This window comes from Actinomycetota bacterium, from assembly GCA_005888325.1.
In the GTDB taxonomy this organism is placed as follows: domain Bacteria; phylum Actinomycetota; class Acidimicrobiia; order Acidimicrobiales; family AC-14; genus AC-14.
In genome coordinates, this window is the sequence record VAWU01000024.1 from 26,081 (window position 1) to 50,774 (window position 24,694).

The 24,694-nt window shown below is 69.1% G+C and carries 30 protein-coding genes, 1 tRNA gene, 2 pseudogenes and 1 riboswitch (1 of these 34 only partly in view); of the genes and pseudogenes, 16 read left to right on the forward strand and 17 right to left on the reverse strand.

Translation table 11 applies throughout. From position 1 onward, the window contains the following. Positions 1-576, reverse strand: a 576-nt coding sequence (locus tag E6G06_08245) for a DEAD/DEAH box helicase (GenBank protein ID TML91901.1), incomplete at its 3' end; no start/stop codon positions are given. Between the two features lie 619 nt (positions 577-1,195). After that, positions 1,196-1,621, reverse strand: a complete 426-nt coding sequence (locus E6G06_08250; GenBank protein ID TML91786.1) for a hypothetical protein — start codon at positions 1,619-1,621, stop codon at positions 1,196-1,198. Between the two features lie 7 nt (positions 1,622-1,628). Beyond that, positions 1,629-1,717, reverse strand: a riboswitch (SAM riboswitch). Positions 1,718-1,857: 140 nt separating this feature from the next. On the opposite strand from E6G06_08250, the gene E6G06_08255 reads away from it, so the two are divergent. Beyond that, positions 1,858-2,187, forward strand: a complete 330-nt coding sequence (locus tag E6G06_08255) for a hypothetical protein (protein ID TML91787.1) — start codon at positions 1,858-1,860, stop codon at positions 2,185-2,187. Between the two features lie 230 nt (positions 2,188-2,417). Beyond that, positions 2,418-2,498, forward strand: a tRNA-Lys gene (locus E6G06_08260). Between the two features lie 368 nt (positions 2,499-2,866). On the opposite strand, the gene E6G06_08265 is transcribed toward E6G06_08260, so the two are convergent. Next, positions 2,867-3,250 carry an HNH endonuclease gene (locus E6G06_08265; GenBank protein TML91788.1) on the reverse strand — a complete coding sequence of 128 codons (384 nt, stop codon included), beginning with the start codon at positions 3,248-3,250 and terminating at the stop codon, positions 2,867-2,869. 275 nt (positions 3,251-3,525) lie between these two features. Here E6G06_08265 and E6G06_08270 point away from each other — a divergent pair, with 275 nt between their 5' ends. Further along, entirely contained in the window at positions 3,526-4,005 is a 480-nt protein-coding gene (locus tag E6G06_08270) for a hypothetical protein (protein ID TML91789.1), read from the forward strand. Here the strand turns inward: E6G06_08270 and E6G06_08275 are convergent, their stop codons facing one another. Then, entirely contained in the window at positions 4,006-4,734 is a 729-nt protein-coding gene (locus tag E6G06_08275) for a hypothetical protein (protein TML91790.1), read from the reverse strand. Continuing rightward, positions 4,727-5,485 (reverse strand): methyltransferase domain-containing protein, encoded by a 759-nt coding sequence (locus E6G06_08280; GenBank protein ID TML91791.1) that lies wholly within the window; start codon positions 5,483-5,485, stop codon positions 4,727-4,729. Before E6G06_08280 ends, E6G06_08275 begins: the two co-directional genes overlap by 8 nt. Before the next feature lie 35 nt (positions 5,486-5,520). Here E6G06_08280 and E6G06_08285 point away from each other — a divergent pair, with 35 nt between their 5' ends. From E6G06_08285 to E6G06_08315, 7 genes and pseudogenes are all read left to right on the forward strand, one after another. Next, the gene (locus E6G06_08285; protein TML91792.1) at positions 5,521-6,810 is read left to right on the forward strand and encodes a geranylgeranyl reductase family protein; all 1,290 of its coding nucleotides are present in this window, start codon (positions 5,521-5,523) and stop codon (positions 6,808-6,810) included. Positions 6,811-6,871: 61 nt separating this feature from the next. Further along, the gene (locus E6G06_08290; protein ID TML91793.1) at positions 6,872-7,618 is read left to right on the forward strand and encodes an antitermination protein NusG; all 747 of its coding nucleotides are present in this window, start codon (positions 6,872-6,874) and stop codon (positions 7,616-7,618) included. Positions 7,619-7,726: 108 nt separating this feature from the next. Next, a pseudogene (locus E6G06_08295) lies at positions 7,727-8,048 on the forward strand (CoA-binding protein). Positions 8,049-8,255: 207 nt separating this feature from the next. Continuing rightward, complete coding sequence (gene queD, locus E6G06_08300) at positions 8,256-8,621, forward strand: 6-carboxytetrahydropterin synthase QueD (GenBank protein ID TML91794.1); 366 nt, start codon at positions 8,256-8,258, stop codon at positions 8,619-8,621. Beyond that, entirely contained in the window at positions 8,597-9,304 is a 708-nt protein-coding gene (locus E6G06_08305; protein TML91795.1) for a 7-cyano-7-deazaguanine synthase, read from the forward strand. Before queD ends, E6G06_08305 begins: the two co-directional genes overlap by 25 nt. 6 nt (positions 9,305-9,310) lie before the next feature. After that, on the forward strand, positions 9,311-10,270 hold the full coding sequence (locus tag E6G06_08310; protein ID TML91796.1) for a glycosyltransferase family 9 protein: 960 nt from the start codon (positions 9,311-9,313) through the stop codon (positions 10,268-10,270). Then, a complete protein-coding gene (locus tag E6G06_08315; protein TML91797.1) occupies positions 10,267-11,346 on the forward strand; it encodes a hypothetical protein in 1,080 nt (359 codons plus the stop codon). The genes E6G06_08310 and E6G06_08315 overlap by 4 nt, the downstream gene beginning before the upstream one ends. Here E6G06_08315 and E6G06_08320 read toward each other — a convergent pair. Genes E6G06_08320 through E6G06_08335 form a run of 4 tightly spaced genes read right to left on the reverse strand, consistent with a single transcriptional unit; the run spans position 11,341 to position 13,722 of the window. Continuing rightward, positions 11,341-11,907, reverse strand: coding sequence for a DUF4254 domain-containing protein (locus E6G06_08320; GenBank protein ID TML91798.1), 567 nt, complete (start codon positions 11,905-11,907; stop codon positions 11,341-11,343). The two genes, E6G06_08315 and E6G06_08320, sit on opposite strands and share 6 nt — an antisense overlap. Continuing rightward, positions 11,907-12,836 carry an NAD(P)/FAD-dependent oxidoreductase gene (locus tag E6G06_08325; GenBank protein ID TML91799.1) on the reverse strand — a complete coding sequence of 310 codons (930 nt, stop codon included), beginning with the start codon at positions 12,834-12,836 and terminating at the stop codon, positions 11,907-11,909. The genes E6G06_08320 and E6G06_08325 overlap by 1 nt, the downstream gene beginning before the upstream one ends. Further along, the gene (locus E6G06_08330) at positions 12,833-13,390 is read right to left on the reverse strand and encodes a hypothetical protein (protein ID TML91800.1); all 558 of its coding nucleotides are present in this window, start codon (positions 13,388-13,390) and stop codon (positions 12,833-12,835) included. Before E6G06_08330 ends, E6G06_08325 begins: the two co-directional genes overlap by 4 nt. Then, positions 13,282-13,722, reverse strand: a complete 441-nt coding sequence (locus E6G06_08335) for a MerR family transcriptional regulator (GenBank protein TML91801.1) — start codon at positions 13,720-13,722, stop codon at positions 13,282-13,284. The genes E6G06_08330 and E6G06_08335 overlap by 109 nt, the downstream gene beginning before the upstream one ends. Positions 13,723-13,761: 39 nt before the next feature. Here E6G06_08335 and E6G06_08340 point away from each other — a divergent pair, with 39 nt between their 5' ends. Then, the gene (locus E6G06_08340) at positions 13,762-14,442 is read left to right on the forward strand and encodes a class I SAM-dependent methyltransferase (protein ID TML91802.1); all 681 of its coding nucleotides are present in this window, start codon (positions 13,762-13,764) and stop codon (positions 14,440-14,442) included. A gap of 54 nt (positions 14,443-14,496) precedes the next feature. Next, complete coding sequence (locus E6G06_08345; protein TML91803.1) at positions 14,497-14,769, forward strand: hypothetical protein; 273 nt, start codon at positions 14,497-14,499, stop codon at positions 14,767-14,769. Between the two features lie 34 nt (positions 14,770-14,803). Here the strand turns inward: E6G06_08345 and E6G06_08350 are convergent, their stop codons facing one another. From E6G06_08350 to E6G06_08360, 3 genes are read right to left on the reverse strand one after another with little or no spacing between them, the layout of a single operon-like run. Next, positions 14,804-15,427: a DUF4389 domain-containing protein gene (locus E6G06_08350; protein TML91804.1), complete on the reverse strand. Its 624-nt coding sequence runs from the start codon at positions 15,425-15,427 to the stop codon at positions 14,804-14,806. Between the two features lie 35 nt (positions 15,428-15,462). After that, positions 15,463-15,840: a helix-turn-helix transcriptional regulator gene (locus E6G06_08355; GenBank protein ID TML91805.1), complete on the reverse strand. Its 378-nt coding sequence runs from the start codon at positions 15,838-15,840 to the stop codon at positions 15,463-15,465. Then, positions 15,841-17,382, reverse strand: a complete 1,542-nt coding sequence (locus E6G06_08360) for an MFS transporter (protein TML91806.1) — start codon at positions 17,380-17,382, stop codon at positions 15,841-15,843. A gap of 93 nt (positions 17,383-17,475) precedes the next feature. Between E6G06_08360 and E6G06_08365 the strand changes: the two genes are divergently transcribed. Then, the gene (locus E6G06_08365; GenBank protein ID TML91807.1) at positions 17,476-18,447 is read left to right on the forward strand and encodes an alpha/beta fold hydrolase; all 972 of its coding nucleotides are present in this window, start codon (positions 17,476-17,478) and stop codon (positions 18,445-18,447) included. Positions 18,448-18,459: 12 nt separating this feature from the next. Continuing rightward, positions 18,460-19,821, forward strand: a complete 1,362-nt coding sequence (locus E6G06_08370) for an aminotransferase class V-fold PLP-dependent enzyme (protein ID TML91808.1) — start codon at positions 18,460-18,462, stop codon at positions 19,819-19,821. 7 nt (positions 19,822-19,828) lie between these two features. Here E6G06_08370 and E6G06_08375 read toward each other — a convergent pair whose 3' ends face one another. Genes E6G06_08375 through E6G06_08385 form a run of 3 tightly spaced genes read right to left on the reverse strand, consistent with a single transcriptional unit; the run spans position 19,829 to position 22,678 of the window. Continuing rightward, positions 19,829-20,632, reverse strand: coding sequence for an ABC transporter permease (locus tag E6G06_08375; GenBank protein ID TML91809.1), 804 nt, complete (start codon positions 20,630-20,632; stop codon positions 19,829-19,831). Next, entirely contained in the window at positions 20,619-21,554 is a 936-nt protein-coding gene (locus E6G06_08380; protein TML91810.1) for an ABC transporter ATP-binding protein, read from the reverse strand. The genes E6G06_08375 and E6G06_08380 overlap by 14 nt, the downstream gene beginning before the upstream one ends. Further along, on the reverse strand, positions 21,551-22,678 hold the full coding sequence (locus E6G06_08385) for a hypothetical protein (GenBank protein ID TML91811.1): 1,128 nt from the start codon (positions 22,676-22,678) through the stop codon (positions 21,551-21,553). Before E6G06_08385 ends, E6G06_08380 begins: the two co-directional genes overlap by 4 nt. 45 nt (positions 22,679-22,723) lie before the next feature. Between E6G06_08385 and E6G06_08390 the strand changes: the two genes are divergently transcribed. Together E6G06_08390 and E6G06_08395 are read left to right on the forward strand one after the other, a co-directional pair. Then, positions 22,724-23,218 (forward strand): ferredoxin family protein, encoded by a 495-nt coding sequence (locus E6G06_08390; protein ID TML91812.1) that lies wholly within the window; start codon positions 22,724-22,726, stop codon positions 23,216-23,218. A 30-nt stretch (positions 23,219-23,248) separates the two neighbouring features. Beyond that, positions 23,249-23,845: an FHA domain-containing protein gene (locus E6G06_08395; GenBank protein ID TML91813.1), complete on the forward strand. Its 597-nt coding sequence runs from the start codon at positions 23,249-23,251 to the stop codon at positions 23,843-23,845. 7 nt (positions 23,846-23,852) lie between these two features. Here the strand turns inward: E6G06_08395 and E6G06_08400 are convergent, their stop codons facing one another. Further along, a complete protein-coding gene (locus tag E6G06_08400) occupies positions 23,853-24,176 on the reverse strand; it encodes a hypothetical protein (GenBank protein ID TML91814.1) in 324 nt (107 codons plus the stop codon). Next, a pseudogene (locus tag E6G06_08405) lies at positions 24,164-24,694 on the reverse strand (FAD-dependent oxidoreductase); it runs 525 nt beyond the window's last position. Before E6G06_08405 ends, E6G06_08400 begins: the two are co-directional and overlap by 13 nt.

Sequence of the window (24,694 nt, forward strand, 5' to 3'; positions counted from 1 at the left end):
CAGCAGCCGGCTGTGGAAGCTCCGCGCCAACTGGCGTGTCTCCTGGTCGATGCGCCGGAAGGGGGTCGCCGTCAACCCGAGCAGCGGCAGCTCCGACGACCGTTTCCGGGTGACCTCGATACCGAGGAACCGCAGGACCCGCGTGTAGCTCGGCGCGGTCATGCGGTGCGCCTCGTCGATGACAACGACGCCGAACCGCTCCATGAGCGCGACCAGCTCCTGACGGCGGGCGCCGTCGTCGGTCCCCCGCCAGATGGCGTGGAGCTTCTGGATGCTGGCCACGACGACGTCGGGGTCGGCGGGGATCGAGCGATCGCCCCAGAGCCGGGCGATCTGCAACGTGTCCCTGACCTTCCTCGAGCGGCGACCGAGGTCGAACCAGACCTCGCGGAAGGCCTGCACGGCCTGTTCGCACAGCTCCTCGCTCTGCGTGAGCCAGAGGATGCCGGGGCGCGCGGGTGAGCGCAGCCTCCACCGGACCAGGCTCTCGACCGCGGTCCGCGTCTTGCCCGATCCCGTCGGCAGGGTCAGGACGCCGCGGTTGGCGCCAGGCTCTCCCTCCAAGGTCGCCACGATCCTGCTGGAAGTCCTCGAGGGTCTTCAACGGCAGGAAGGGCGTCACCTGCTCCGTCTCGGGCTCCTGCTGGCGGCCGGGGAGACCCGCGAACACGAGAGGCAGACCGAGCACCTCGACGAAGTGGTGGGGCCACGACTTTCCCGGTGCCCACCGCCGCTCGGCGATCGCCGCCGCCTTGCTCGTGCGCATCCGGCTTCCCCGTATCGACGTGCCCGCGTAGTCGTGCAATTGCTTCAGCTCGCGATCGGAGGCAGACAGGGCGAGTGCCTCTCGAAGCGGAGCGAAGATCAACAGGTCGATGCCGGAGCGGTCGACCAGGTACTCGGCAAGGTCCTCGTCCGGCAGCTTGGTGCGGACGCGACGGCGGCTCTCCGTCTCGGCGACGATCCACTCCACCGGCCTACGGCGGCGGTTCGTTCCGCTTCCTTCGAGGCGGTTGACGACCGTGCGCAGCGCACTGGATGAAACCCGCCGCTGCAGGCTCTCGACAGCTTCGAAGCGTTCGTCGGCGCTCAGCCGGCCGTGGTGGTGCACCTGGTCTGGATCGGCGTGACGAACAGCCCGCTTGAGATCCACCCGGCGTTCCACCGCCCGATCGAGACAAGCCGTGACGCTCCGCTAGTCCCCAATGAAGTCGCGAACCTGGCTGGCGGGGACGGAGAACCCGCCTCGCCGGAGTACGAGCTCCGCCAGCGACAGCCCGCCCACGTCCTCATCCGGCTCGGGACATGGCGAGGGCGCGGATGCCACGCTGACGCAGTAGTGGCCGTCAGCGGAGGGCACTGCGAGCACGTTATGTGAGCGAAGGACGGCCCGGCCGGCCGTTCGCGCGAGCAGGGCCGCGAGCCGACCCGGATCGTGGTTCCAGACGCGTTCGCCGTCGCCGGCGTCGAGATTGACCGTCACCCAGCCGTCCGCGCCCACGCTGGCGACACACTCAACGGTCGGCGGCTCGTGGGAGCGCTTGGCTTGGATCCAGTGGACGTCATGGCCGGGGTGATAGCTCCCGCACGCCAACAAGCGCGGGATCGCGGGTGTTGTCATACCTTCCTCCTCATCGCGCCTGACGTTGGCACCGTGCCCTGCGGCCGGTTGCCGGACCGTCGTAGGGCCAGGTCCCTCAGGTCCTCTGGATGAGTCGGTGACATGGTACGTCCGCGCCTGACTCCTCCCGCGGGGATTGATCTCATTGGTGCCGTGCGCCCCTCGCTAGGGGCTATGGAGACCCCCACGCTGCGGGGGACCGCGCCCCGAGTGTCGTCCCCCGGTACGTTTCCACCGTGACAGAACGCGAGAGGCCCCATGGTCTCGGTCACCCCGCTCTCCTGATCACGGCTGCGATCGCCTTGCTTGCGATCGGTCTCATCCTTTGGTCGCTTGGCTATACCGAGCACGGTCGGGAGGGCGGAGCTCGTCTGACGGAGCTCGGCGCGGGCATCATCGCCGGCGCTGTCGTCTCGATGGCGTTTTGGTTGGTGGATCGGGCCGCCGCCGAACGGAATCGCCTGAACGAGGCGCGTCAGGATGCGCGTCACGCGGCGATACTGGAAAGGCTTCATCCGAGTGAGGCTGCCCCAGACAGAACTGTTCCAGAGCGTCGGATGCCCTGACGTACGACCTCGCTACTTCTGGAGAGTTGGTGCGCCCAGGACGTGCGCCACGTTTCGACCGCGCGTCCTACTGACGATCGAGAACGTCCCGTTCGCACATTGGGACGTGCGCCCTGGCCGTCACCGGTCGCTTCTCTGATCACCCACGTATTCCACCAACTATCCCAGCGACACACGGCGGACGTGAGGTCACTCGACAGACGGATCGCCCGACAAAACGGCACGTCGGGGCGCCGGAAGCATCTCGTCGGACAATCCGCAACGGACTCTTAATCCGCAGGTTCAGGGTTCGAATCCCTGGGGGCGCACAAACACATTGGTGGTGTATTGCTTCGGCTGATCTCCGACGTTTCGTCGTCGGTTGATCTCCGACACGTGTTCGGGAGACCCCCGACACGTGTTCGGTTGCTATCCGACACCTTGCCCCACCACCCTGCGCTCACTGGCGCGGGGAGGTGGCCAAGCGCTCAAGGAGCTCAGCAAGGTGGAACAGCGTTGCGACGCCGTCGTGGAAGTCATCCGCGACGGCATGGCGGTCACGAGGTTGCCCAGAGGTCCGTCGTATTCGGCACAAAGGCGTACTCGGTCGCAGAGTTCGCGCCGCTGCCCGCGCAGTGGCGAACTGCGCATCTTGACGTGAGACCAGGTTTCGAAGAGATGGCCGCCGCCGAGGCGGCGGCTAGCTTCGTCGATGACGCAGACGGTTGTGGTAGCCGCAGGCCGCCCGGCCGTTGTCCTCGACGGTGGGCCCGCCCGCCGAGTACGGCTGCACGTGGTCGATCTCGCAGTCCTCGGGGCGACGGTCGCAGAACGCATGGAAGCACTCCCGGTCGCGCACCTCGACGGCGCGGGGGACGGCGCCGGTGAAGAGGCGCCGGCGCACCCCGACTGCACCCGGTCGGGCCCGTCGAGCACCACCCGCTCCACCCACGCCCGGTCGAGCAGGCGCACCAGGCTGAGTGAAGGCGACCGACTCCACCCACGCGCCCGGCAGGGCGAGCAGCCGGTTGAATGCAGTGTTGACGCGCACGTGCGCTGCCTCCTGGTTCGGTTGTCTTGGCAGATCCCGAACCTAAAGGGGGTCACGCCACGTGCGCGTCTTTCATTCGAGCCGGGCCGGCCCCCAGCGACCGCTCTCAGCAGCCACGACGCGTCAAGCGTCGTCCCGCTCGACCCACGTCATCCAGAGGAGAGGGACAGACGTTCGATGTCAAGGCACGCGACGAGGGCTTGGATCGGTGGAGTTGTTGCTGGCCACGACGTACGCGCGCGTATGCGTCGGAACTCGCGCGCCACTATCGCTGAGATCCGTCTCTGCCGTCTACGTAACCTGAACCCATGGCGGGCTCGCCCTACGTGATCGAGTACCGGGGCATTTTCAGCTTCCCGTGCCCGCCAGATGAGGTGTGGTCGGCGATGCAGCGCTTCGAGCGCTTCGAGTGCTGGTGGGGCTGGCTGAGAGAGTTTCGCGTCGAAGGACCCGGGCTGGAGGCCGGCTCCGTCTTGCATGGCGTGGTGGTGCCCCCTCTGCCATACCGCCTGGGTGTTCGAATCGCGCTCCTGGAGTGTGTCCAACCTCTGCGCATCGAGGCCGCCATCCACGGCGAACTCGAGGGTGCTGCGCGGCTCGTCCTCGAGCCCGAGCGCGAGGGCACGCGAGCCAGCGTGTCATCGACCATCGAGGTGATGCAGCGCCCTTTGCGGGTCGCGGCGCGGGTGGCGCCGCGGGTGCTGAGGTGGGGTCACGACCGGGTTGTCGAGGCGACCGTCACCTCCTTCCGCGGCCACCTCCGCGACCTGACCCCCGGCATCGACTAGCTAGCGGACGCGGGCGACCGCCAGCGCGACCGCCAGCACCACGGTGCTCCAGGACAGCGCGCGCAGCGCCCGCTCCAACGGCTCGAGGAGCACGCGATCGCTCAGGTCGCGGACGGTTCCGTCGTCCATCGCGAGCGTGCCCTCGACCCGCGTCACCCTTCGGCGTAGCAGGCGGGCGGGCGTGCTCAGGGCGCGCTGCGCGTACGAGAGCGCGAAGGTGGCCGCTCCACCCAGCAGCGCGGCGACGCCGAGTCGCTCTGCCTGCGCGAAGTAACCCGTGAGGACGGGGAACGTGCCCCAGGCGAGCGCGAAGGCGACATCGGTGTGAAGTCGCCCCCCGAAGAGCTCGAGGTTGTAGCCGATGACCAGGAGTGGGCCGACGACGATGAAGGCCAGCAGCCCCGGGCCGACCCGCGCCAGGCCGAGCAGGCCGAGCGCGACGGCGCCCAGGAGACCGGCGCCTGCGGCCAGCCAGAGAGCGGCGTCGGGGATGGCCGTGCGCAGCGGATGGCCATGGACCTCGTCGAGCGCGTGTGCGCCAACGCCGACGGCGCAGAAGAACGCGAGCACCGTCGCCATGAGGCGGATGGCGTCGGTATGGGGGGCGAGCGACGCGCCGATGACGACGTAGGCGAGATGCCATGCGGTGTAGGGAGGGTGGAGAAGCGTCCACCAGTCTCGCCACCCTCCGGGCGCGGCGGCGTAGAAGGCGGGCCGGCTCTCAGCCACCGTTCCGTCCCCACATCACCAAGCCGCCGCCGAGGCTCATGAGGCTGAACTCGACGTCGATGAGGCCGGCATCCCGCCACATCGCAACCGTCGAGGGCAACGAGTAGCGCCGGTAATGCTCCGAGATGCTGGGGCCGAGGAACCGACCCACCCTGAACCAGGAGCGTCCGGCCAGGCCGCCCGCTGCCGGCAGCACGCCCCGCGTGTACAACCACCACCACGCCCGCCAGAGGCGGCTGGGCGGCACGTGGAACTCGAGACTGGCCATGGGAGCACCGGGCTTCAGCACACGAGCCAGCTCGACGAGCGTGGCAGCGGGGTCGGCGACGTATCGCAAGAGGTACGTGAACGTGAGAGCGTCGAAGGCGTCGTCGGGAAAGGGGAGCTGCTCGGCTCGACCGGCGACGAGGTGGACGCGGCTCCCGGCGCGACGGCGGGCGACGTTCTCCCGGCCCCGCCGCAACATGGCCTCGGTGAGGTCGACACCCACGATGCAGCCCGGCGTGCGCTCGCCGAGCTGGAGGGCGACACCCGCCGTTCCTGTGGCGACGTCAAGGACGCGCGCTGGAGCAGCCGGAGCGACATGGTCAACCATGACCCGCCGCCAACGCCCGTTCTGACCGAGCGAGAGGATCGCCTCGAGAAGGTCGTAGTGCCTCGGGAGGCCGGTGAACAGCTCTCGTGCGAAACGGTTCGGATCCGGCGGCGGCTCACGAGTCGACGCCGGCTCTGGGGCTCGCGCCGAGGGCATGCACGTACAGTAAGGCCCCGATTCGAAGGAGGGGCATGCCGGACAGGCGCTTCGACGTCCTCGTGATCGGGGCGGGGCCCGCCGGCAGCGTGGCCGCCCTCGTCCTTGCCCGCGGTGGCGCCCGCGTCGCGCTCGTGGACAAGGCCCGATTCCCACGCGACAAGGCCTGCGGCGACCTCGTCGGCCCGCGGGGCGTGCAACTCCTGAGCGATCTGGCCATCGAGTTGCCCCCCACCGCGATGGTCGGCGACATGATCGTGGTGGGGCCGACCGGCCGGCGTGTCCGCCTCCCCTGCTGTCCCGGCACGACCTATCCGGGGTACGGGTTCGCGTCACCGCGCGCCTCCTTGGACGCGACACTGCAGGAGGCGGCCGTTTCGGCCGGGGCCGAACCCTTCGTCGGACGCGCGGCGGAGCCCGTCTTCCGGGACATGTCCCTCGACGGCTTCGTCTTGTCCGGCGGCGAGCGCGTGTGTGCAGATGTGGTGATCGGGGCCGACGGCGCCTCCAGCCGCGTCGCCGAGGTCGCCCGGCTGGTGGACTCCACGCGGGTGCTCTGGGGCTTCGCGCTTCGCGCCTACGTCGATGACCCCGTGCAGGTGCCGAACATCGTCCTGTGGGAGCCGGCCGCCTGGCGCGGCTTTCCCGGTTACGGCTGGCTGTTCCCAGGGGTCGGCAGTCGGGCCAACGTGGGCCTCGGCCTCGGTGTGCTCTCGGATCGCAGGGCGGGCGCCGGAGCGGCCCAGCACTTCGGTTCATTCCTCGAGCACCTGTGGCGACTCGGAGTCCTCGATGCCCGCCTCCCGCCGTCGGCGGTGCGGAATCGCCTCGGCGGATGGCTCAAGCTGGGCATGGTCGGCACCACGCCCGCCCGCGGCCGGGTGCTCCTCGTGGGCGACGCCGCCGGCCTGGTCAACCCGCTCCAGGGCGAGGGCATCTCCCAGGCCATGCGAAGCGGCCGGGCCGCGGCCGAGGCCGTGCTCACCGGGCCGGAGGCGGCGGCGACGCGATACCGCGCCTACCTCGCGTCCGCGTTCGCCCCGTACCAGTCGGCCGCGGCTCCCGCGCACGCCGCGTTACTGCCTCGGCCGAGGGCAACCGCCGCCATCGGGCGACTCCTCACGGCGCCGGGCGTCGGACGGGTCGTCGCCGGTGGGTGGTCGATCTTCTGGAACGACCTGCTCGAGGGCGCGGCGCCAGGTCCGGCTCGCTCGCTCGCATCCACCGCCGCTCGTGTCGGCCGGGTGGCGATGGCGCCGAGTCGCACCCGTCGATGGTTCACCCGCGAGCTCGCGCCGTCACCCGGGCCACCACTTGCGACGTGAGCGATCACCCGCAACCGTGACGGTGCTAGCTTTCGCTCACCTCTGACGGGGGTGCGGATCAATGGTTTTCGCGATCGGTTTGGGACGCGCACTGGGCATCGCCGGCTCGCGCTGGGTGCATCTGCTCGCGGGCATCACGTGGATCGGGTTGCTGTACTACTTCAACTTCGTCCAGACGCCCTCATTCGCGACCTTCGAGGCAGGATCACGGACCGAAGCGGTGGGCAAGCTCGTCCCGCGCGCCCTGTGGTGGTTCCGGATGGCTGCCGCGCTCACGTTCGTCACGGGCATCCTGATCCTCGGATTCCAGGACGAATTCCACGCCGACTACTTCAAGACGTTCTCGGGGATGAGCATCTTCGCCGGCGCGCTCATCGCCACGGTGATGTTCCTGAACGTCTGGCTGGTCATCTGGCCGAATCAGCGCATCGTGATCGGGAACGCACAGCGGACCGCAGCCGGTCAGGAGGCCGATCCCGCGGCCGCGCCCGCCGCCCGCAAGGCCGCGCTCGCGTCCAGGACGAACACACTGTTCTCCATCTCGGTCATGTGGTTCATGATCGGGACGAGCCACTGGGTCGCGATCACCCAACGGTTCGGCTTCATCCCTGGCAGCGGCAAGCGGGCCGTCTGGTACATCGTCGTGATCGCGTTGACGGCGCTCATCGAGGCCAACGCTCTGGGCCTCTTGGGTGGCTATGCGCCCTCGCCGACCCGCAAGTTCCTCGACGACCACCGTCAGACGATCGTGGCGGGCTTCGTCCTCTGGGCGATCTATTTCGCGCTGCAGCTGATCCTGTCGGCATAGCTCGAGCGCCGGCGGCGACGCAGCAAAGGGACGTTCGGCTCTACCGCGCTGTACCGCTCGTGTGGATCATGAGAGCTGAGTATCCGAGCCACCGAGAGGAGGAAGAGCATGGTCACGATCAGAGAAGCCGCATCCACGTTCCTCGCGAACAAGCGCATCGCGGTGACGGGTGTGTCACGAACGCCGAAAGGTCACGGGAGCAACAACCGCGGAGGCGACGATCCATGAGTGCGCGGAGCTCGGCATCGAGCAGGCGTGGATGCACCGCTCGTTCGGAGAGGGCAGCGCTTGCGAGGATGCGACGGTGTACGGCCGGGAGCACGGCATCGCCGTCATCGACGGTGGCTGCCCGCTGATGTTCGAGCCAACTGCGGACTTGGCGCACAAGATCATGCGCTTCGTGTGCACCCGGTCAGGCCACGTGCCCCAGGACGGTGTGAATGAGCCAAGGATCCACGGGCGACGTCGTCACGGTGAGCCTCGAGCAGCCACCGTTGAAGATTGTTTCGTCGGCGTGAACTCTGCACGGGTCCCGCATCGCGGACGCGGGCCGCCTGCTCCTCCACCAGGAGGTAGCGTGCACCGGTTGATGCGTTCGAGCCGGTGACCGGAGCGGGCCGGAGATGCGTAGGAGCCGATGACGGTGGAGATCTTCAAGGAGTTCACCTTCGAGGCGGCGCATCGCCTCCCGAACGTTCCTCCCGGTCACAAGTGTGCGCGCCTTCACGGCCACTCCTTCAACGTCTCGGTGCACGTGGTCGGACCCGTCGGTGATGAGACCGGATGGGTCCGCGATTTCGCCGACCTCGCCTGCGCGATGCAGCCCGTGCTCCATCAGCTCGACCACTACTACTTGAACGAGATCGAGGGACTCGAGAACCCCACCAGCGAGATCCTCGCCCGTTGGATCTGGCGCCGTCTGCACCCGGCGATGCCAGACCTGTCGCAGGTTGTCGTGCGCGAGACGTGCACGTCGGGATGTGTGTATCGGGGCGAGCCGTGACCGCGGCTTCCTCCGCTGGCGCGGGTGCGCGTCGCGACGTCGCGGTGCTGGTGAGCGGAGGTCTCGACAGCGCGATCCTCGTCGCCGAGCTCTTGAGCCAAGGTTGGGTGGTCCACCCGATCTACGTGCGGTTTGGTCTTGCCTGGGAGTTGACCGAGGAGGAGCATCTGCGACGCTTCCTCGACACGCTGAGGAGTCCCGCGCCCGAACCACTCAGGGTGCTGAACGTTCCGATCGCGCTCATCTACGGCACGCACTGGAGCGTCTCCGGAGACAGGGTGCCCGACGACGGATCCGCCGACGAGGCCGTCTATCTCCCGGGACGCAACCTGTTGCTGCTCGCCCAACCCAGCGTCTGGTGCGCGCTCAACGGCGTACACACGATCGCCCTCGGCACCTTGAAGGGAAACCCGTTTCCGGACAGCTCCCGTGAGTTCTTCGACGACTTCGCTGGGCTCGTGCGACGCGGCATGGGACACTCTCTCGAAGTCGTCACGCCCTTCGCGGGACTGACGAAGGCCGATGTGCTCGCACTGGGCCACGGTCTCGCGTTGCAGCACACGTTGTCGTGCATCGATCCGCAGGGAGGGCGCCACTGCGGACGCTGCAACAAGTGCGCCGAACGTCGCCTTGCATTCTCCGCGCTGCAGATCGACGACGTCACCGAGTACGAGCAGCCCTGACGGCGCGTGTCCGAGCGGGATCCCGGCGTGAATCGCGTGTATGTGGCGCCCATCTCCTTCGGCCTAGGAGACCTCGTGGTCTCGCTCCCCGCCATCCAGGCGTTGATCGCACGGGGCCGAGAGCCGCGCGTCGAGACCTGGCTGGTCGCCCGCTCGGCTGCTCAGGCACGGCTGGCCGACCGGATCGTCGGGTTGACCGGCTGGGTCGGTGAAGAGTCGTTCGACCGCGATGATCACGACGGTCACTTCGTCGACCTGCGTGATCATCCCCTCGAGCGAGACTGGTGGTGGGGCTCGGCCGAGTTCGAGGACGCATTCGGAACGCTCTCGATCAACGACATCCTCAGCCGGATCTGCGCGGACTTCGGCATCCCTGCGGACTTCACGCGACCGACTCCGTTGGCCGCCTTGCCGCGACCCGAGCTCGGGTCCTCCGTGATCCTGGTGACCGAAAGCGATGGAGCATCGAAGCAATGGTCGGTGGACGGCTGGAGAACACTCGCGGACGGTCTCCGCGCACGGGAGCTCGACGTGCAAATGCTCACTCGCGACGAGGCCGCGCCCGAGATGCGCGCGCTGGGGATCGTGGAAGCGCGCGCGCCCTCGCCCGGCGAGGCGCTCGACGTGATCGGCGCAGCTCGCGCGGTCATCGGGATCGACACCGGGTTGACGCACCTCGCGGTCCAGCAAGGGACGCCGACGGTCACGATCTGCCGCGCCCCCGCCGTCTACTTCCGCCCTTGGCCGCATACGGCCGCGGTCGTCGGCGATCGGTGTGACGACGCCTGCATCGCCGCCGAGAAGGAGTACGCGTACAACGATCGCGTCGACTTGCGCGGGTTCCGCCGGCAGCCGCGCATCTGCCCGGTAGGGGGCCGCTGCCTCGACGCCGTCCAGCCGGAGGACGTCCTCGCCGCGCTCGCGCGTGCGCTGCGACGCGACAGCCGGGCGACAGCGCGTCGGTGACAGACACGCTGACCACCATCGAGGTCGACGCGCACCCGGAGAGTCGCGTCCACAACTCGCAGCCTCACGGCATCGGCCGCGTGGCGGCCCTTGACGGCTTGTTCGCGTGGAACAACCTTGGTCGCAACGTCGTGTTCGCCGCCGAGGACCTGCGGCCTCGGGCGGTGTTCGACGAATCCGCCTTCTCAGAAGACGAACCGTCTCAGTTCGACCTCGACGTCCACGCGATCCTCGACATCCCCGGAGGGGGCGTCGTGGTGACGCTGAACCACCTCGGCATGCTGCGCGCCTTCTCGCGCGAGGTCATTCGACGACCGGGGCCGCTGCGACGCGTCGCTCCTCTGTGGACGCGCACGCTCGCGCCGGACGTGGAGCGCGCGGTCGTCGTCGGCGACCGTCTCGTGGGATCCCGGCCACGCGAAGAGGGCGCCCCGGGACTGTTCGTCACGGAACGCCTGTCGACCATCGGCGGGCCGGAGCCCGTGAAGCTGCGCGTTCAACTGGAAGTGCACGGGATCGTCACCGCCCTTGCCGCGCTACCCGCCGGCGCGGTCGAATGCGTCGCCGCCGGCGGCCGAGGTCAGGTGAGCCTGGCCCCGGCGACGACCGAGGGCCTGGGTCCCGCGCGGTGGACCGTCGACGTCGACTTCGAGCCGAGGATCGTCCTCTGGGACGGCGCGCTCGTGTGGGCGGCCGGCACCGACCGCGTGGCGAACGCGATCGACGACTACGACTGGGAAGCGCTGCGCGGTGGCGGCTTCGTCGCGCTCGACCCCATCGACGGGCGGGTACGTGTGAGCGGTCGCTTCTCGGAAGAGCTGGCCTGGGGCACCGGCGGCGTCCCGCTCGCCCTCGTCCCGGGACGGCTGTGCGGTATCGGGCGGCGGGGCGAGTTGTACACGTTCGACACTCGCGACGGCGCCCCGCTCAGCACGAGCGCTCCGATCGCGGATGATTCGCTCGGCATCGCGCACGCCGCAGCCGCGGGCGACCGGATCCTCTACGGCTTCAACCGCGGCGGCTACCGGCTGCACGCGATCCGGTCCGCTGTGGTCTCGCGTGGCGGGAGCTCATGACGAGTCGCGCCTGTGACGGGTCGCGTCCGAGCCGTACAGCTTGAGGCTCTGATACGGCAAGAACCGCTTGCGGCCGCTTCGCACATCGTCGAAGAGCGCCTCCAATCCCGCTTGCAGCAGCGAGAGTTGCCGGTCCAAACGCGGCAAGCGCGCCGGGTAGAGGTCGCGATCGGCTCGTTGCGAGCTCGCAGCCTCTTCGGTGAAACACCGACGGATCACGAGCACCGACAAGCGGTCGAACACCATCGCGGGGCTCTCGGTCACCGGTGGTGCCGCAGGGTTCTGATCGAGGCTGCTCGCCAGCATTGCGTCGATGGCCTCGACGAGCTCGTGTCGCTTGGCGTTGAGCGCGTCGATGTCTCGCTTGGCGGTCGCCACGGCGCGGTCATCCGCGTCGTCGCGGCGTGCGGCGTCTTCGCGGGTCCACTGCACGACGTTGTTGTGGTGGAGCGCGAGCAGCAATCCGAGCACCCCGCTGGACGCGCGTGCGGGCTCGCGGTGCGCTCGCCTGAACTCCGCGATGACGGCGCTGATGGAGGGCAGGTTCGTCGGCGCAACCATCACATCCGGCCCTGCACGTATCGGAGCACCGATCGCGCCGCGACCGCGCCTTGACCCAATGCAGACGCAACCCGGGCGTACGAACCCGCAACGACGTCGCCCGCAGCAAACACGCCGTCGCGCGACGTTCGCATCTCTCCATCGACGACGATTGCACCCGCTCGGTCCAGCCCGACCTGGTCTCGAAACAGATCCGTACGAGGTACGCGTGCGATCTTCACGACGAGTCCTCCAGCTCCCAACCGCCGCCTCTGCCCGTCGGCCGGCCGCACGATCGTCACTGCCTCGAGTCGGTCACCCCCGTCCAGAGCGTCCAGCTGCCATCCGGGAAGGTCCTCGATGCGCGGCTCGTGGCGAACCTGCTCGACGATGTCGTGGCGCGCCGTGAGCGCTTCCGAGCGATGGACGAGGCTCACCCTCGATCCCTCTCGCGCGAGCTCGAGGGCGTCGAGGGTGGCGCTGTCGCCGCCGCCGATCACGACGACGTCACGCCCGACGAATCGAGCGGGCCGCGCCTCGAGGTGATACGTCACGTCACCCCCGAAGGCGCCGTCCTCCGCCGCGGGGAGCTGTTGCGCGCGCGTGCCGGTCGCGAGCACCAACGTCCGTCCTCGGATGCGCGCCCCATCGACTTCGATCCATCGCTCTCCGAGGTCAGCGCGCGTCACGGGATGTGACAGGTGGAGGCGATCGCCCAGGATCGCCGCTGACTCCTCCAAGGAGTCGCGAAGGGCTGAGCCGTTGCGGAACGATCCGGTGGCGACGTTGCGGACGGAGTGATCGATCTCGCCCAGTTGGCCCCCTGGGCGTTCGTCCGTCTCGAAGACCACCGTGTCGAGTTGGATGTCGAAGCATTCGAGCGCGCAACTCGTGCCCGCGGTACCCGCGCCGATGATGACGACATCGTGTCGCCCGTCACTCAACGTCAGGCGTCTCCGTGCTCGTCAAGGAGGCTGGCGAACCGGATACCGAAACCGTCGGGGTCGCGGATCGTGAAATCGCGCAGGCCGTAGTAGCGGTCCCCGATGGGCACCGCGACTTCTGCTCCGATCTCGTGGGAAAGGTCCCAATACCTGTCCACGTCGGGGACCATCACCCGGACATTGGCCGAAGGGAACGTGGAAGGAACGGGCAACGCCACGTGCTCTGCACCGCGGAACGCGGATGGCTGCGCGAGGAAGAGACGGTGGTCCTCCCACGTCAGCTCCACGAAGTCACCTCCGTCGCGCAGGAGCTCGAACCCGAGACGCCGGTAGAAGTCCACCGAACCTCGTATGTCCCGCACGACGATCTCGGTGACGAGCTGGTCGGTCGAATCGACGTAACGGGTCATGGCAAACGTCTCCCGGCCGTCATCACAAGTGGAGCATGCCATCACCGAGCGGCCGGGGGCGCGTGGACCTCCTCGAGCGGCGTGCCGGCCAGACGCGCGGCAACGACGTCCCAGAAGTTCGGGCACTCGAGGAGGTCCTCTCGCGGGCATCGGAGCGCGTGCTCGAGCGCGATCCGGGCGACGCCAGCCTTCGCGATCTGGTCGTCCAGGTCGGCGACCTTTCGCCGGACGAGGGCTCGCCAGGCCTCGGGTGACCGGGACCGCGAGGCCAACAGCGTCTTCATCTCACCCAGCGCGAAGCCAACGTCGCGAAGGAGCAGGATCACGCCGACCAGCTCGACGGCCGAGGGCGGATAGCGCCGCTGGCCCGACACCCTCGTGGGCCGGGGCAGCAGTCCCAGCTCTTCGTAGTAGCGCAGCGCCGATGTGGCCATCCGGGTGCGGCGGGCCAGGTCCCCGATCGTCAGGAGGTCGTCGGGCATCTTGACTTCAAGCGTACTTGAGCTTGTTCACTGCTTCTCATGACGTCGACACCGGTCCCTAGCCTGCAGGCCCCGAGACGACGCGCGACGCTTCAGCAACGAGTGCTCCGGGGCCTCGTGCGCCAGTTCGGCCACCCCCGCGGCCTGCCCGGTCGTGTCGTCGGCGGCGTGATGGCACACCGTTCATCCAACCGCAGGCGCAACCTCTGGGCGGTCTCCCTGCTAGACGTGCAGGCCGCCGACCGTGTGCTCGAGGTTGGCTTCGGTCCCGGCGTCGCCATCGACGAGCTCGCCCGGCTCGCCCACCACGGCGCGGTGTACGGAATCGACCACTCCGACGTCCTGATCCGACAGGCGACGAAGCGGAACCGCGCCGCCGTGCGCGCGGGACTCGTCGATCTCCGGCTCGGCTCGGTAGACGACCTGCCTGCATTCGCCGAACCGCTCGACAAGGTCCTCGCCGTGAACTCGGTCGGGTTCTGGCCGGAGCCATGGGAGCGGCTGAAGGAGCTGCGTGGGCTGCTTCGTCCGGATGGTCAGATCGCCATTGCGTCCCAGCCACGCTGCCCGGGCGCAACCCGCGAGACCTCCGACCGCGCCGCGGGCGAGATCAAGGCTCTGCTCGAGGAGGCGGGTTTCTCAGACACGCGGGTCGAGACCTTGGACCTCGATCCGCCCGTCGTGTGCGTGCTCGGGGCAAACGAGGAGCGGATCGCCTAGTTCCTCCTCGGTTGACCGGTTGAGGGGCGGCAGGGTGGTGGGTAGGGTGCGGCGGTGTCCAACGCCATCCCCTCGTGGCGGGTGGAGGAGCACGCGTGGCGCACGGCGCCATCGCCGCCCGAGATCGCTCCGATCGGTCCACCGCCGCTGACCTCGGGCGGACGCTTTCGCTGCCACGGCGAAGAGCAGACGGAGTGGGCGGCCGAGGTGCCCGAGCGCTGTCCGGGGTGCGAGTCCTGCGCGACGACGATGTACCACCGGTGCCACGTGTGCGAGAAGCACGTCTACGGCGACTGCCTGCCCTGCGTGGACGGGAGGGGTCCGTAAGGCTCCGGCGGCGACGCCGCGGCCGCAACCGTCTTCATGGGCGGAGCTGAAACGGCGGGTACACGTCGGTGGCCAGGATCAGGGCGTACGCCACGACGCGGTTGTGCCAGCGGATGACCCCTTGCACGAAGTCGAAGAGACCACGCGGGTACCGCCCGGTGAACAGGATGGCGAACCAGGCGACCACCACGACTACCACCCCGGCAACATCGAGGAAGACCAGCACGATGAAGTGGGGAATCGCGAGCAGCCACTTCACCAACGGCAACCAGCGGTTCAAGGACGCCTGTGCGTCGGGGTAGTCGATGTCGAGGTGCACCGCTTGCTCCTCGTCGGTGGAGGGGTAGCGGTCGTCCATGAGGGCCAGGTAGGCCGCGACACGGTTCGTGAAACGAAGGAGCTCGCGGTTCCAGTCGAACCACCACCGCGGGTATTTGCGGCGAAACAGGATCATGACCAGCGGGCCGAAGAAGAGCAGGCCCCCGGCGGCGGTGATGACCACGCTCCCGTTCGAGCCCGTGCTCGACAGCCACGTCCCGCCCGAGACGCTTCCCAGCACGATCAATATGGGGATGGCCACGAAAAAGCGGAAGAACGTCGTCAGTCGGTTGAGCGAACGGATTGGATAGTCGACGGAGTATGTCAGCGGGTAGTCCATCGCCTTGCTCCTCTCGCTGCACGTTCGACGACAGGTTACGACTGGGGCAAGGGTCCTCGCTGATGGCCGTCACGTTCGTCGTTCCGTGAGGCGGCTGCCGCGACCCGCAGCACCGCGTCGAGCAGCCCGGGAAAGCGCGCGTCGAGGTCGTTGCGCCGGACGGTGTGGTACCGGCGCGTCCCCTCGTCGCGGCACTGGAGCACCCCTGCCTCGCGCAACACCTTGAAATGATGGCTGGCCGTCGACTTGCTCACCCGCACTGGGAAGTCGCCGCACGCCATCGGCCCGTCGGCCCGATCGAGCACCTCCACGATCTGCAGGCGGACCGGGTCGGACAGCGCGTGCAGGACGTCCGCCAGCCTTAGCTCGTCACGGGCCGGAAGGCGGACGTCCATCGCGGTGCCGCGTTCCATTTACGCCGCCTCGAACGCGATCGGTTCCTCGACCGCGACGGTCGACGGCGGCCGGAGCACCCAGGACACCAACGCCGAGGCCAGCAGGGCGACGCCGACGGCGACCAGCATCGTGATGTCGAACGCGTGCACATAGGCCTGCCGGGCGGCGTGCGCCAGCGCCGGGCCGTCGCGACCGGGAAGCGTCGCCGCCGTCTGAAGCGCGGCGCCGAGCGACGACCTCGCGGCCCGAGCCGAGGGTGGCAGCGAGGTGATGTGCCGGGCGACGTCGCTGCGGTAGATCGACGCCAGCACACTGCCGATGACGGCCACGCCCAGGGCCCCGCCGAGCTCGCGGGTGGTGTCGTTCACGGCCGAGCCCACGCCGGCCTTGTTCAACGGCAGCGAGGCGATGATCGCACCGGTCGACGGCGCCGTGACCATGCCCATACCGGCGGCGGTGACGACCAGTGACAGCGCGAGCAGCGGGTAGTTGGCGTGGATGCCGCTGAGTGCGAGCAAACCGAGTCCCATGGCGACGACTGTCAACCCCGACGACACGACGAGGCGCTGGCCGAACCGTTCGACGAGGCGCGCCGACCGCGGCGCCGAGATCATGTAGACGACGGCCCACGGCAGCATCCGCACGCCGGCCTCGAGGGGGCTGTAGCCGAGCACCGACTGCAGGTACTGCGTGAGGATGAAGATCATCCCGAACATCACGAAGAAGATCAGCGTGATGGTGGACGTAGCCGCGGCGAACTGCGGGTTGCGGAAGAAGCGGAGGTCGAGCATCGGCTCGGGTGTACGCAGCTCCCAACGCGCGAACGCGACGAGGATGAGCATTGCGATCCAGAACGCGCCCACGGTGTCGATCGAGAGCCAGCCGTGCGTCGGCGCCTCGATGATGGCGTAGATCAGCGCGCCGAGACCGGCGATCGACAGCAGCGCGCCGACCGGGTCGAGCGACGGCTCGCGATCGTCGCGCGCCGGCGGGATGAGGATCGCGCCGGCCACCAACGCAATCGCGACGACAAAGACGTTGGTGAGGAAGATCGACCCCCACCAGAAATGCTGCAGCAGCCAACCGCTGATCACGCCTCCCAGCGCCGCACCCACGCCCGCGAAGCCGGCCCAGATCGCGACCGCCCGCTTGCGCTCCTCGGGCGGGAAGACGTGAGCCAGCACTGACAGCGTGGCCGGCATGACGAGCGCAGCGCCGATTCCCATCGCGGCGCGAGCGGCGATCAGCTGGCCGGACGAGCCCGCGAAGGCCGCCAGCCCTGACGCCGCGCCGAAGATCAGCAGGCCACCGTTGAGCGCGAGCCGGCGGCCGTAGCGGTCGCCGAGCGCGCCCGCGGTGAGGAGTAGCCCGGCGAACACCAAGCTGTAGGCGTCGACGATCCACTGGAGCGCGCTCGCGCTGGCGTGTAGGTCCTTCACCAGGGTGGGAAGCGCGACGTTGAGGGAGGCGTTGGCAACGACGACCATCACCAGGCTGAGGCACAGCACCCCCAGCGTCCACCAACGTCGTTCGTAGTCTCGGGCTTGTTCAGGACTCATTGAACGGGTTCAACGTTCGATCGTCGTCGAACTATTCCGAGGTGCCGGATCTTCCGGCCAGGGCTGTGGACAACCCGGCGAATTCACAGCCTTATGCCTCTGGCTCCACACAGGCACCGATTCCTAACGTCGCTGGCGCACCGTCACAGAAGGGACGCCGCCCGGCGTCAGGTGTCTTCGAGCAGAGAGAGGGCGGACAAGTTGCAACTGCCTGACATCGTCACCCGAGCGCTCATGCGGCCAGGGAGTTACGTGGGTTGGCTGCGCGAGTTGCTGGTCACGGGGGTGTGCCTCGTCTGCTACCCCTTCGGTATCGGCGGCACCACCCCGGAGAGTCCGTCCGGTGCGTCGCCGACCCCGTTCTCCGCCCTCGAACCCGATGCCGCCCCCGTCCTCCTCGTGCACGGGTACGGCCACAACCGCAGCGGTTGGACCTTCCTTGCCCGCCACCTGCGGCGCGGGGGGTTCGAGCACGTCTACTCCTTGAACTACAACCCCCTGGCCGGCGACCTCCCCGGCCTCGCGTGGGAGCTGTCGCGGAGGATCGACGCCATTCGGGAAGTCACCGGCGCCAGACGCGTCCACCTCGTGGGCCACAGCTTGGGCGGCATCCTCATCCGGTACTACGTCCAGCTCTTGGGGGGCGAGGCCTGTGTCGACACGGCCATCACCCTCGCCTCGCCCCACGAAGGAACGCTCGCGGCAGGGCTCGGCCGGAGCTCGGTTCTCCGTCAACTGCGACCGGGCTCCTGGGTGATCCAGGCACTCGAGGAAACCGCACGACCGAGCCCGGTGCAGTGGATGGCGTACTACTCGAACCTGGATGCGCTCGTGCAGCCGGCCAGCTCGGCCATGCTCCGGCATCCTGCGCTCGACGCGACCAACGTCCTCGTCAAGGATCACGGTCACCTGAGCATCCTCTTGGCACCGGGACTCGGTCGCTCGATCGCCCACCGCTTGGCCGCGTCCGGTGGGCTCAGCGGTTCGGACGCGTCCCAGTCCGCGGCCGAGGACGAGTTCGGGAGCCCCGGGTTGCGACCGGCTGCCCACGCCGAGCCGGCCTGAGCGTTCCTCGGCGTGCGACTCGTCGGCGACGATCTGCCGGTGCCGTGCATCGACGGGCAGGAACGGCCCTACGTCTCGCTCGACGCCGCCGCGTCGACCGGCGCGATGACGGTCGTGGCCGAGCGCGTGAGCGACTTCCTGCCCAGCTACTCGAGCGTCCACCGCGGGGCGGGGTGGAAGTCGCAGCTGGCAACCGCCGAATACGAAGAAGCGCGCGCCGCCGCACTGGACTTCGCCGGACGCGCGGCGCGAGACGATGTGGCCATCATCTGTCGCAACACCACCGAAGGCATCAATCACCTTGCCTACCGGCTCCGCCTCGAACGTGACGACGTCGTGGTGACGACGGTCGTCGAGCACCATGCCAACCTCCTGCCGTGGGCACGCGTCGCCCGCCGGCGCTACGTCGAGTGCGGGCCGGCCGGCACCTTCGACGTCGACGATGTCACCACGGCCCTCGACGACGGCCCGCTCCCCCGGCTGCTCACCCTCACCGGCGCGTCGAACGTCACCGGCTGGCTCCCACCGATCGACGAGATCATCGCCGCCTCCCACGACCGCGGCGTGCCGGTGCTGATCGATGCCGCGCAGCTCGCGCCCCACCGACCGCTTCCCACCGACGCCGATTTCCTCGCCTGGAGCGGTCACAAGATGTACGCCCCCTTCGGCGCCGGCGTGCTCGTCGGCCCCCGCGACGCGTTCGCGACCGGTGACCCGTTCCTCGCCGGCGGGGGCGCGGTCGACCTCGTCGACCTCGACTCCGTCGTGTGGACCGACCCGCCCGAGCGCGAGGAGGCGGGCTCGCCCAACGTCCTCGGCGCGGTCGCGCTCCGCGCTGCCATCGACGAGCTCTCGAGGATGGGCTGGGACGCGGTCATCGCCCACGACCGCGCCATGGCTCGACGCCTCCGGGACGGTCTCACCGGCATCGAAGGTGTGCGCATCCTCGGCGCGCCCGACGCGGAGACGCTTCCCGTCACGGCCTTCGATGTGGACGGCGTTCCTCATGCGCTGGTGGCCGCAAGGCTGAGCGCCGAGCACGCCATCGGCGTCCGCCACGGCTGCTTCTGCGCCCACCCGTACCTGCTTCGATTGCTCGACCTCGACGCCGCCGAGGTCGCCGACTACCGGGAGGCGGTGCTTCGGGGTGACCGCCGTCAGGTTCCCGGCGCGGTGCGCGCCAGCGCGGGCCTCTCAACGACAGATGCCGACATCGACCGACTGCTGGCGGCGGTATCCGCGATCGCGGCCGGAGAGGAACCGCCGGTGCCCTACGACCAGGACCTTCACACCGGCGACTACTGGCCGCGCACCACCGAGCCCGCCTGGTCGAGCTCCAGCCGCCGCCTCGGCGCGTCCTGCGCGCGGGGCTGAGCGCGGCCTACGCGAGGATGTCCTTGTCGGAGAACCTCGCCCAGGCGGCCGTCGCGAAGATCACGGCGTAGAGCGCTTGGAGCCCGACGTTCCTCAGGATGTTCGTCCAGGCGACGGGTGAGCGGAGGAGGTCGCCGAACGACAGCCACCAGTGCGTGAGCAGCCACGGGTGCAACGCATGCAATTGCGGGATGGCGTCGAGCACGCCACACAGCACGGCAACTCCTGCGGTTGCCGCCATCGCGCCCACCGGCGCGTCGGTGAGGGTGGACACGAACATCCCGACCGCGGCGAGCCCGAACAGCGACCCGCCCACCAAGACGGCGGCGGCGAGGATACGCAGTGTGCCGTCGACCAGAGAGAGCGTGGTGCCCGAGAGCGTCGTCAGCGATCCGATGGGGAACAGGACGGCGCCCGCGGCCAAGCCCGCGATCGCCACCGTGAGGGAGGCCACCACGCAGAACAGGAGCACGGTGATGCCCTTGACGACGAGCAGCCGGGTCCGTCCGCACGGCCGCGCGAGCAGGTAACGCAGGGTCCCGAGGTTCGCCTCGCCCGCGATCGTGTCGCCGGCCACGACAGCGACGGCAAGCGGAAGGAAGATGGGGAGCGTGATGGTCAGGCCCACCAGCGCGGCGAAGACGCCGTTGTGCGTCACCTGATCGAGGAACTGCGGGCCCTCCCCCGGGTTCGGGCCGCTGCCGGAGAGTCGAACCGCGCCGGCCACGATCACCGGGACGAGCACGAGCACGCCGAGGAGGACCTTGATCCGCAGGCGTCGAAAGAGCAGCGAGACCTCAGCCCGCAACATCGAAGCCTTCTCCGGTGAGGGCGACGTAGGCGTCTTCGAGGCTCGGGCGGTCGGTCGTGAGGCTGCGAACACCCACGCCCGCGTTGACCAGCTCCCGGCAGCAGTGCTCCGGTCGGTGCCCGTCCAGTGCGGCCGACACCACCGCACCGGCGAGGGTCACCGCGTTCAGGCCCATCCGGATGAGGACCGCGGCGGCGACCTCGGCGTCGTCTGTCTCCACGCGCAGCGTCGCATCGCCGTCGGCGCGTAGCTCGTCGAGCGGGCCCTGCGCCACGAGCCGACCGAGGGAGACGATGCCGACGTGCGTGCACACCTGCTCCACCTCGCCCAGCAGGTGGCTCGACAAGAAGACGGTCGTGCCCTCCTCGGCCAGCTCGCGGATGAAGTGGCGGATCTCGCGGGTTCCCTGCGGGTCCATGCCGTTCGTCGGCTCGTCGAGCAGGAGAAGTCGACGCGGACGCAACAGCGTGGCGGCGAGCCCGAGCCGTTGCGTCATGCCGAGCGAATACGCGCGGTAGCGCTTGTCCGCGGCCGCGGTGAGGCCGACGCGCGCGAGGGCGACGTCGGCACGGGACGATCGCGACGCGCGCCAGCCGTCGGGCCCCGCCGCATCCAGCCGGTGGAGGTTCTCCCGCCCGGTGAGCCACGGGTAGAACGCCGGTCCCTCGACGAGCGCGCCCACGTCGGGCAGCACGTCGCTCGCCGCCGCGGGCATCGGGCGTCCGAGCAGGCGCAGCGATCCGGCGGACGGCCGGATCAGACCGAGCAGCATGCGGATCGTCGTCGTCTTGCCGGAACCGTTGGGTCCGAGGAACCCGAAGACACTGCCCACCGGCACGGCCAGGTCGAGGTGATCCACCACGTCGGTGTCACCGAAGCGCTTCGTCAGGCCCGCGGTCTCGACAGCCAGGTCGTCGGTCAACTCGCCGTCTCCGCGATGGCCGCTTCCAGCCGGCGCGGCGTGACGGCTCCCACCACCACGCGGCCGTCGTCGAGCGCGATGAGGCTGAGCGCACGAGTGCGTAGCAGCAGGCCGCGGCCGAACGAACCCGACACCGGCGTGCCGACCCGCAGGACGTCGCGGAAGCGCCACTCCTCGATCCCGCGCGCCACCACCACCTCGTCCCAGCCCGTGCCGCCCAACGCGATCGACGGCGGCGGCGGCGGACCACCGAAGTACCGCCGACCTCGTCCACGGCCCTCTCGTGGATCCCGCAGACGCCGGTCGGCGGAGGCGGTGTTGATGCTGGCGGCCTCGGTGACGTCCGCGCCGGCGGGTGGCCGGAAGCTGAAGTTGGCCGCTCCCGGTCGGGCGAACGAGATCGAGCGGTAGCGGTCGCGGATCACCGGCCCACCGAGGTGCGGCTGTACCGAGACCTCAAGGGGCAACCCCGTGGCCGCGTCGACCACGACCTCGATGCGGGCGACGAGCGAGCCCGCTGACCGAGGTCTGAGCACGAGGTCGTAAGCGGGTCGACCTGCGATCCGACGCGGTGTCCCGAGGGAGAGCTCGGTCGCACGGTCGCGCAACCCGAGCAGTCTGGCCGCCAACTCCTCGGGGGTGGGCACGGGCGTGCTGGTCCCCGCGACCGCGGTGAGAATTCCTTGCACGGGGAGATCGAGCGCGGCGGGGGCGTTCACCCGAACAGCGGTGGTGCTGCGGCTGTGCCACACCCACACCGTCGAGCCGTTGCGAATCCAGTCGGTCTCCTCCAGGGGCCGGATCTGGGCGACCCGGCTGCGCCCCGCGCCGTCGGACCACGTTCGAGCCTCGACGGTTCCCGCGCTGAGGCCCACGAGCCCGGCGCCTCCCGCCGCGCCGGACGTCCCGAGGTCGCCGAGGCCGAGCCCGGTCGACAGCTCGAAGGAGCCCGACCGGGGCTGCGGGTGCGTGGCTGCGGCCCGCGCCGCGACCTGGGCGGGCGTGGCGACAGGAACGGTGGGGGCGTCGGGCGCGGGGCGAAGGCTCCGGGCCCACGAGCCGAGCGGCAACGCGGCCGCCATGACGAGCGGCACCGTCCACCGCCAGCCAACCGACTGCAACATGCGCCCAACCTAGGGTGCTCGCCGAACATTGAGCGCGCGGGCCCAATGGCCCGGCGCGGACGGTGGCGCCCGTACGATGCACTCGAAGTTGCCGCCCCCGTCCATGGCCGGTGTTCACATCGTCCTGAGCGTGAGGAGTTGACGTTGGCCAGCCTCGCAATCATCACGGAAGCCTGCATCGACGTGAAGGATCGTGCCTGCGTGGACGTCTGTCCTGTCCAGTGCATCTACGAGTTCGATCCGCAGAAGAACGTGCTGTTCTCGGAAGTCGAAGCGGGCAGTGGGATCATCGAGACGACACACGCGCCGAACGCGGATGCGATCGCGATCTTCGGCGACAGTCTGCTGTACGTGAACCTCGACGAGTGCACCTCGTGCACGGCGTGCTATCAGCCCGACGTCTGTCCCGTCGGAGCGATCTACTCCGAGGACCAGCTTCCCGATGGCTCGCCGACCGCGAAGTACAACGCCGATGATCCCAACAAGGGTCACGACCACACCTTCTTCATCCAGCACAGCCGGGACGTGTTCGCCGACTAGCACGACCCCGGCGAGGGCTACGCTCCTGTCGTGGTCGCCTTCCTGGAGGTGCACCGTCCCGCGGGAGTCGAGTTGGCGCCCCTCGAAGCCGGTCGCATCACCATCGGCCGGTCCGCGTCGAACGACATCGCGCTCGTGAGTGACGGCAGGGTCTCCCGCCTCCACGCCGTGCTCGAGCGGCTCTCGGGAGGCTGGTGCCTCCGAGACCTCAGCTCACGAAACGGCACCTTCCTGAACGGTGAACGTGTCGATCGCGACCGGGTCGTGCGCCCGGGCGACGAGATCCGGGTGGGCGGCACGCGCCTCGTCTATCGGGCCGAGACGAGCAGCGAGGTTCTGGTCACCGAGATTCCCGAGCGCGTCCCCAGCCTCACGCCGCGCGAGCGCGACGTGCTCATGGCGCTCTTCCAGCCGGCCGTCGAAGGCGAGGTCTTCGCCGAGCCCGCTTCGACCAGGGAGATCGCAACGACGTTGTCGGTCAGCGAAGCCGCGGTCAAACAGCACCTGGCCCATCTGTACGACAAGTTCGGGATCTACGAGGGCGATCGGCGGCGAGTGAAGCTGGCGAACGAGGCACTGCGGCGTGGGGCGGTGTCGCTGGCGGACGTCCGCAACGCTCAACGCTGAGCCCGTCTCATCTGCCGACCTGGCGGAGGCCGTCGTAGGCCGCGTACTTGTACGCCTCGCTCACGGTCGGGACGTTGAAGGTCGACTGGATGAAGTAGTCGATCTTCCCGCCGAAGTGAATGACGGTTTGTCCCTGGTGGATCAGCTCGGTCGCCGTCTCCCCGACGATGTGCACGCCCAGCAGTCTCAGGTCGTCGCGTTCGAAGACGAATTTCACCATGCCCTCGGTGGAACCTGCGATCGCGGCGCGTGTGTTCTGGTCGAACCGCGCTCGACCCACCCCGTACGCGATGCCCTTCGACGTCGCCTCCTCCTCCGTCAGCCCGACCATGGACACCTCGGGGATCGAGTAGACGCCGAACGGCGGAAGCGCATCGACCGTCCGCTTGAAGGGAATGTCGAACGCCCATCCATGGACACCGACCCGAGCGCCGGCGGCCCGATCACGTCGCCCGCTGCGTAGATCCCTTCCGCGGTCGTGCGGAAGTGCTCGTCGACGACGATCCTCCCTCGTTCGTCGGTCGCGACACCCGCCGCTTCGAGCCTGAGGCCTTCGGTGTTGCCCGCCCGCCCGGCGGCGAAGATCACCTTCTCCGGTCGGAGGATCTCGCCATCCGCCAACCGGACCTCGAGCTTCGCGTTCACGCGCGCCGCGCTCGCCCGACCCGCCCCCTGCAGCACCCGCATGCCCATCCTGCGGAACGTCGTCGCGAGCAGGTCGGAGATCTCCCTGTCCATGAACGGGAGCAGGTGCGGGCCGCTGTCGACGAGGACGACCTCGGCCCCCAGGGCGGTGAAGATGGAGGCGAACTCGCAACCGACGGCGCCGCCACCGACCACGACGAGGCT

Coding starts and splice junctions, on each gene's coding strand:
- E6G06_08250 (TML91786.1), bottom strand. CDS start 1,621: ATGACAACACCCGCGATCCCGCGCTTGTTGGCGTGCGGGAGCTATCAC.
- E6G06_08270 (TML91789.1), top strand. CDS start 3,526: ATGGCGGGCTCGCCCTACGTGATCGAGTACCGGGGCATTTTCAGCTTC.
- E6G06_08280 (TML91791.1), bottom strand. CDS start 5,485: ATGCCCTCGGCGCGAGCCCCAGAGCCGGCGTCGACTCGTGAGCCGCCG.
- E6G06_08285 (TML91792.1), top strand. CDS start 5,521: ATGCCGGACAGGCGCTTCGACGTCCTCGTGATCGGGGCGGGGCCCGCC.
- E6G06_08290 (TML91793.1), top strand. CDS start 6,872: ATGGTTTTCGCGATCGGTTTGGGACGCGCACTGGGCATCGCCGGCTCG.
- queD (TML91794.1), top strand. CDS start 8,256: ATGACGGTGGAGATCTTCAAGGAGTTCACCTTCGAGGCGGCGCATCGC.
- E6G06_08305 (TML91795.1), top strand. CDS start 8,597: ATGTGTGTATCGGGGCGAGCCGTGACCGCGGCTTCCTCCGCTGGCGCG.
- E6G06_08320 (TML91798.1), bottom strand. CDS start 11,907: ATGGTTGCGCCGACGAACCTGCCCTCCATCAGCGCCGTCATCGCGGAG.
- E6G06_08330 (TML91800.1), bottom strand. CDS start 13,390: ATGCCCGCGAGAGGACCTCCTCGAGTGCCCGAACTTCTGGGACGTCGT.
- E6G06_08335 (TML91801.1), bottom strand. CDS start 13,722: ATGCCCGACGACCTCCTGACGATCGGGGACCTGGCCCGCCGCACCCGG.
- E6G06_08340 (TML91802.1), top strand. CDS start 13,762: ATGACGTCGACACCGGTCCCTAGCCTGCAGGCCCCGAGACGACGCGCG.
- E6G06_08350 (TML91804.1), bottom strand. CDS start 15,427: ATGGACTACCCGCTGACATACTCCGTCGACTATCCAATCCGTTCGCTC.
- E6G06_08355 (TML91805.1), bottom strand. CDS start 15,840: ATGGAACGCGGCACCGCGATGGACGTCCGCCTTCCGGCCCGTGACGAG.
- E6G06_08360 (TML91806.1), bottom strand. CDS start 17,382: ATGAGTCCTGAACAAGCCCGAGACTACGAACGACGTTGGTGGACGCTG.
- E6G06_08365 (TML91807.1), top strand. CDS start 17,476: ATGCCTCTGGCTCCACACAGGCACCGATTCCTAACGTCGCTGGCGCAC.
- E6G06_08375 (TML91809.1), bottom strand. CDS start 20,632: ATGTTGCGGGCTGAGGTCTCGCTGCTCTTTCGACGCCTGCGGATCAAG.
- E6G06_08385 (TML91811.1), bottom strand. CDS start 22,678: ATGTTGCAGTCGGTTGGCTGGCGGTGGACGGTGCCGCTCGTCATGGCG.
- E6G06_08390 (TML91812.1), top strand. CDS start 22,724: ATGGCCCGGCGCGGACGGTGGCGCCCGTACGATGCACTCGAAGTTGCC.
- E6G06_08400 (TML91814.1), bottom strand. CDS start 24,176: ATGGTCGGGCTGACGGAGGAGGAGGCGACGTCGAAGGGCATCGCGTAC.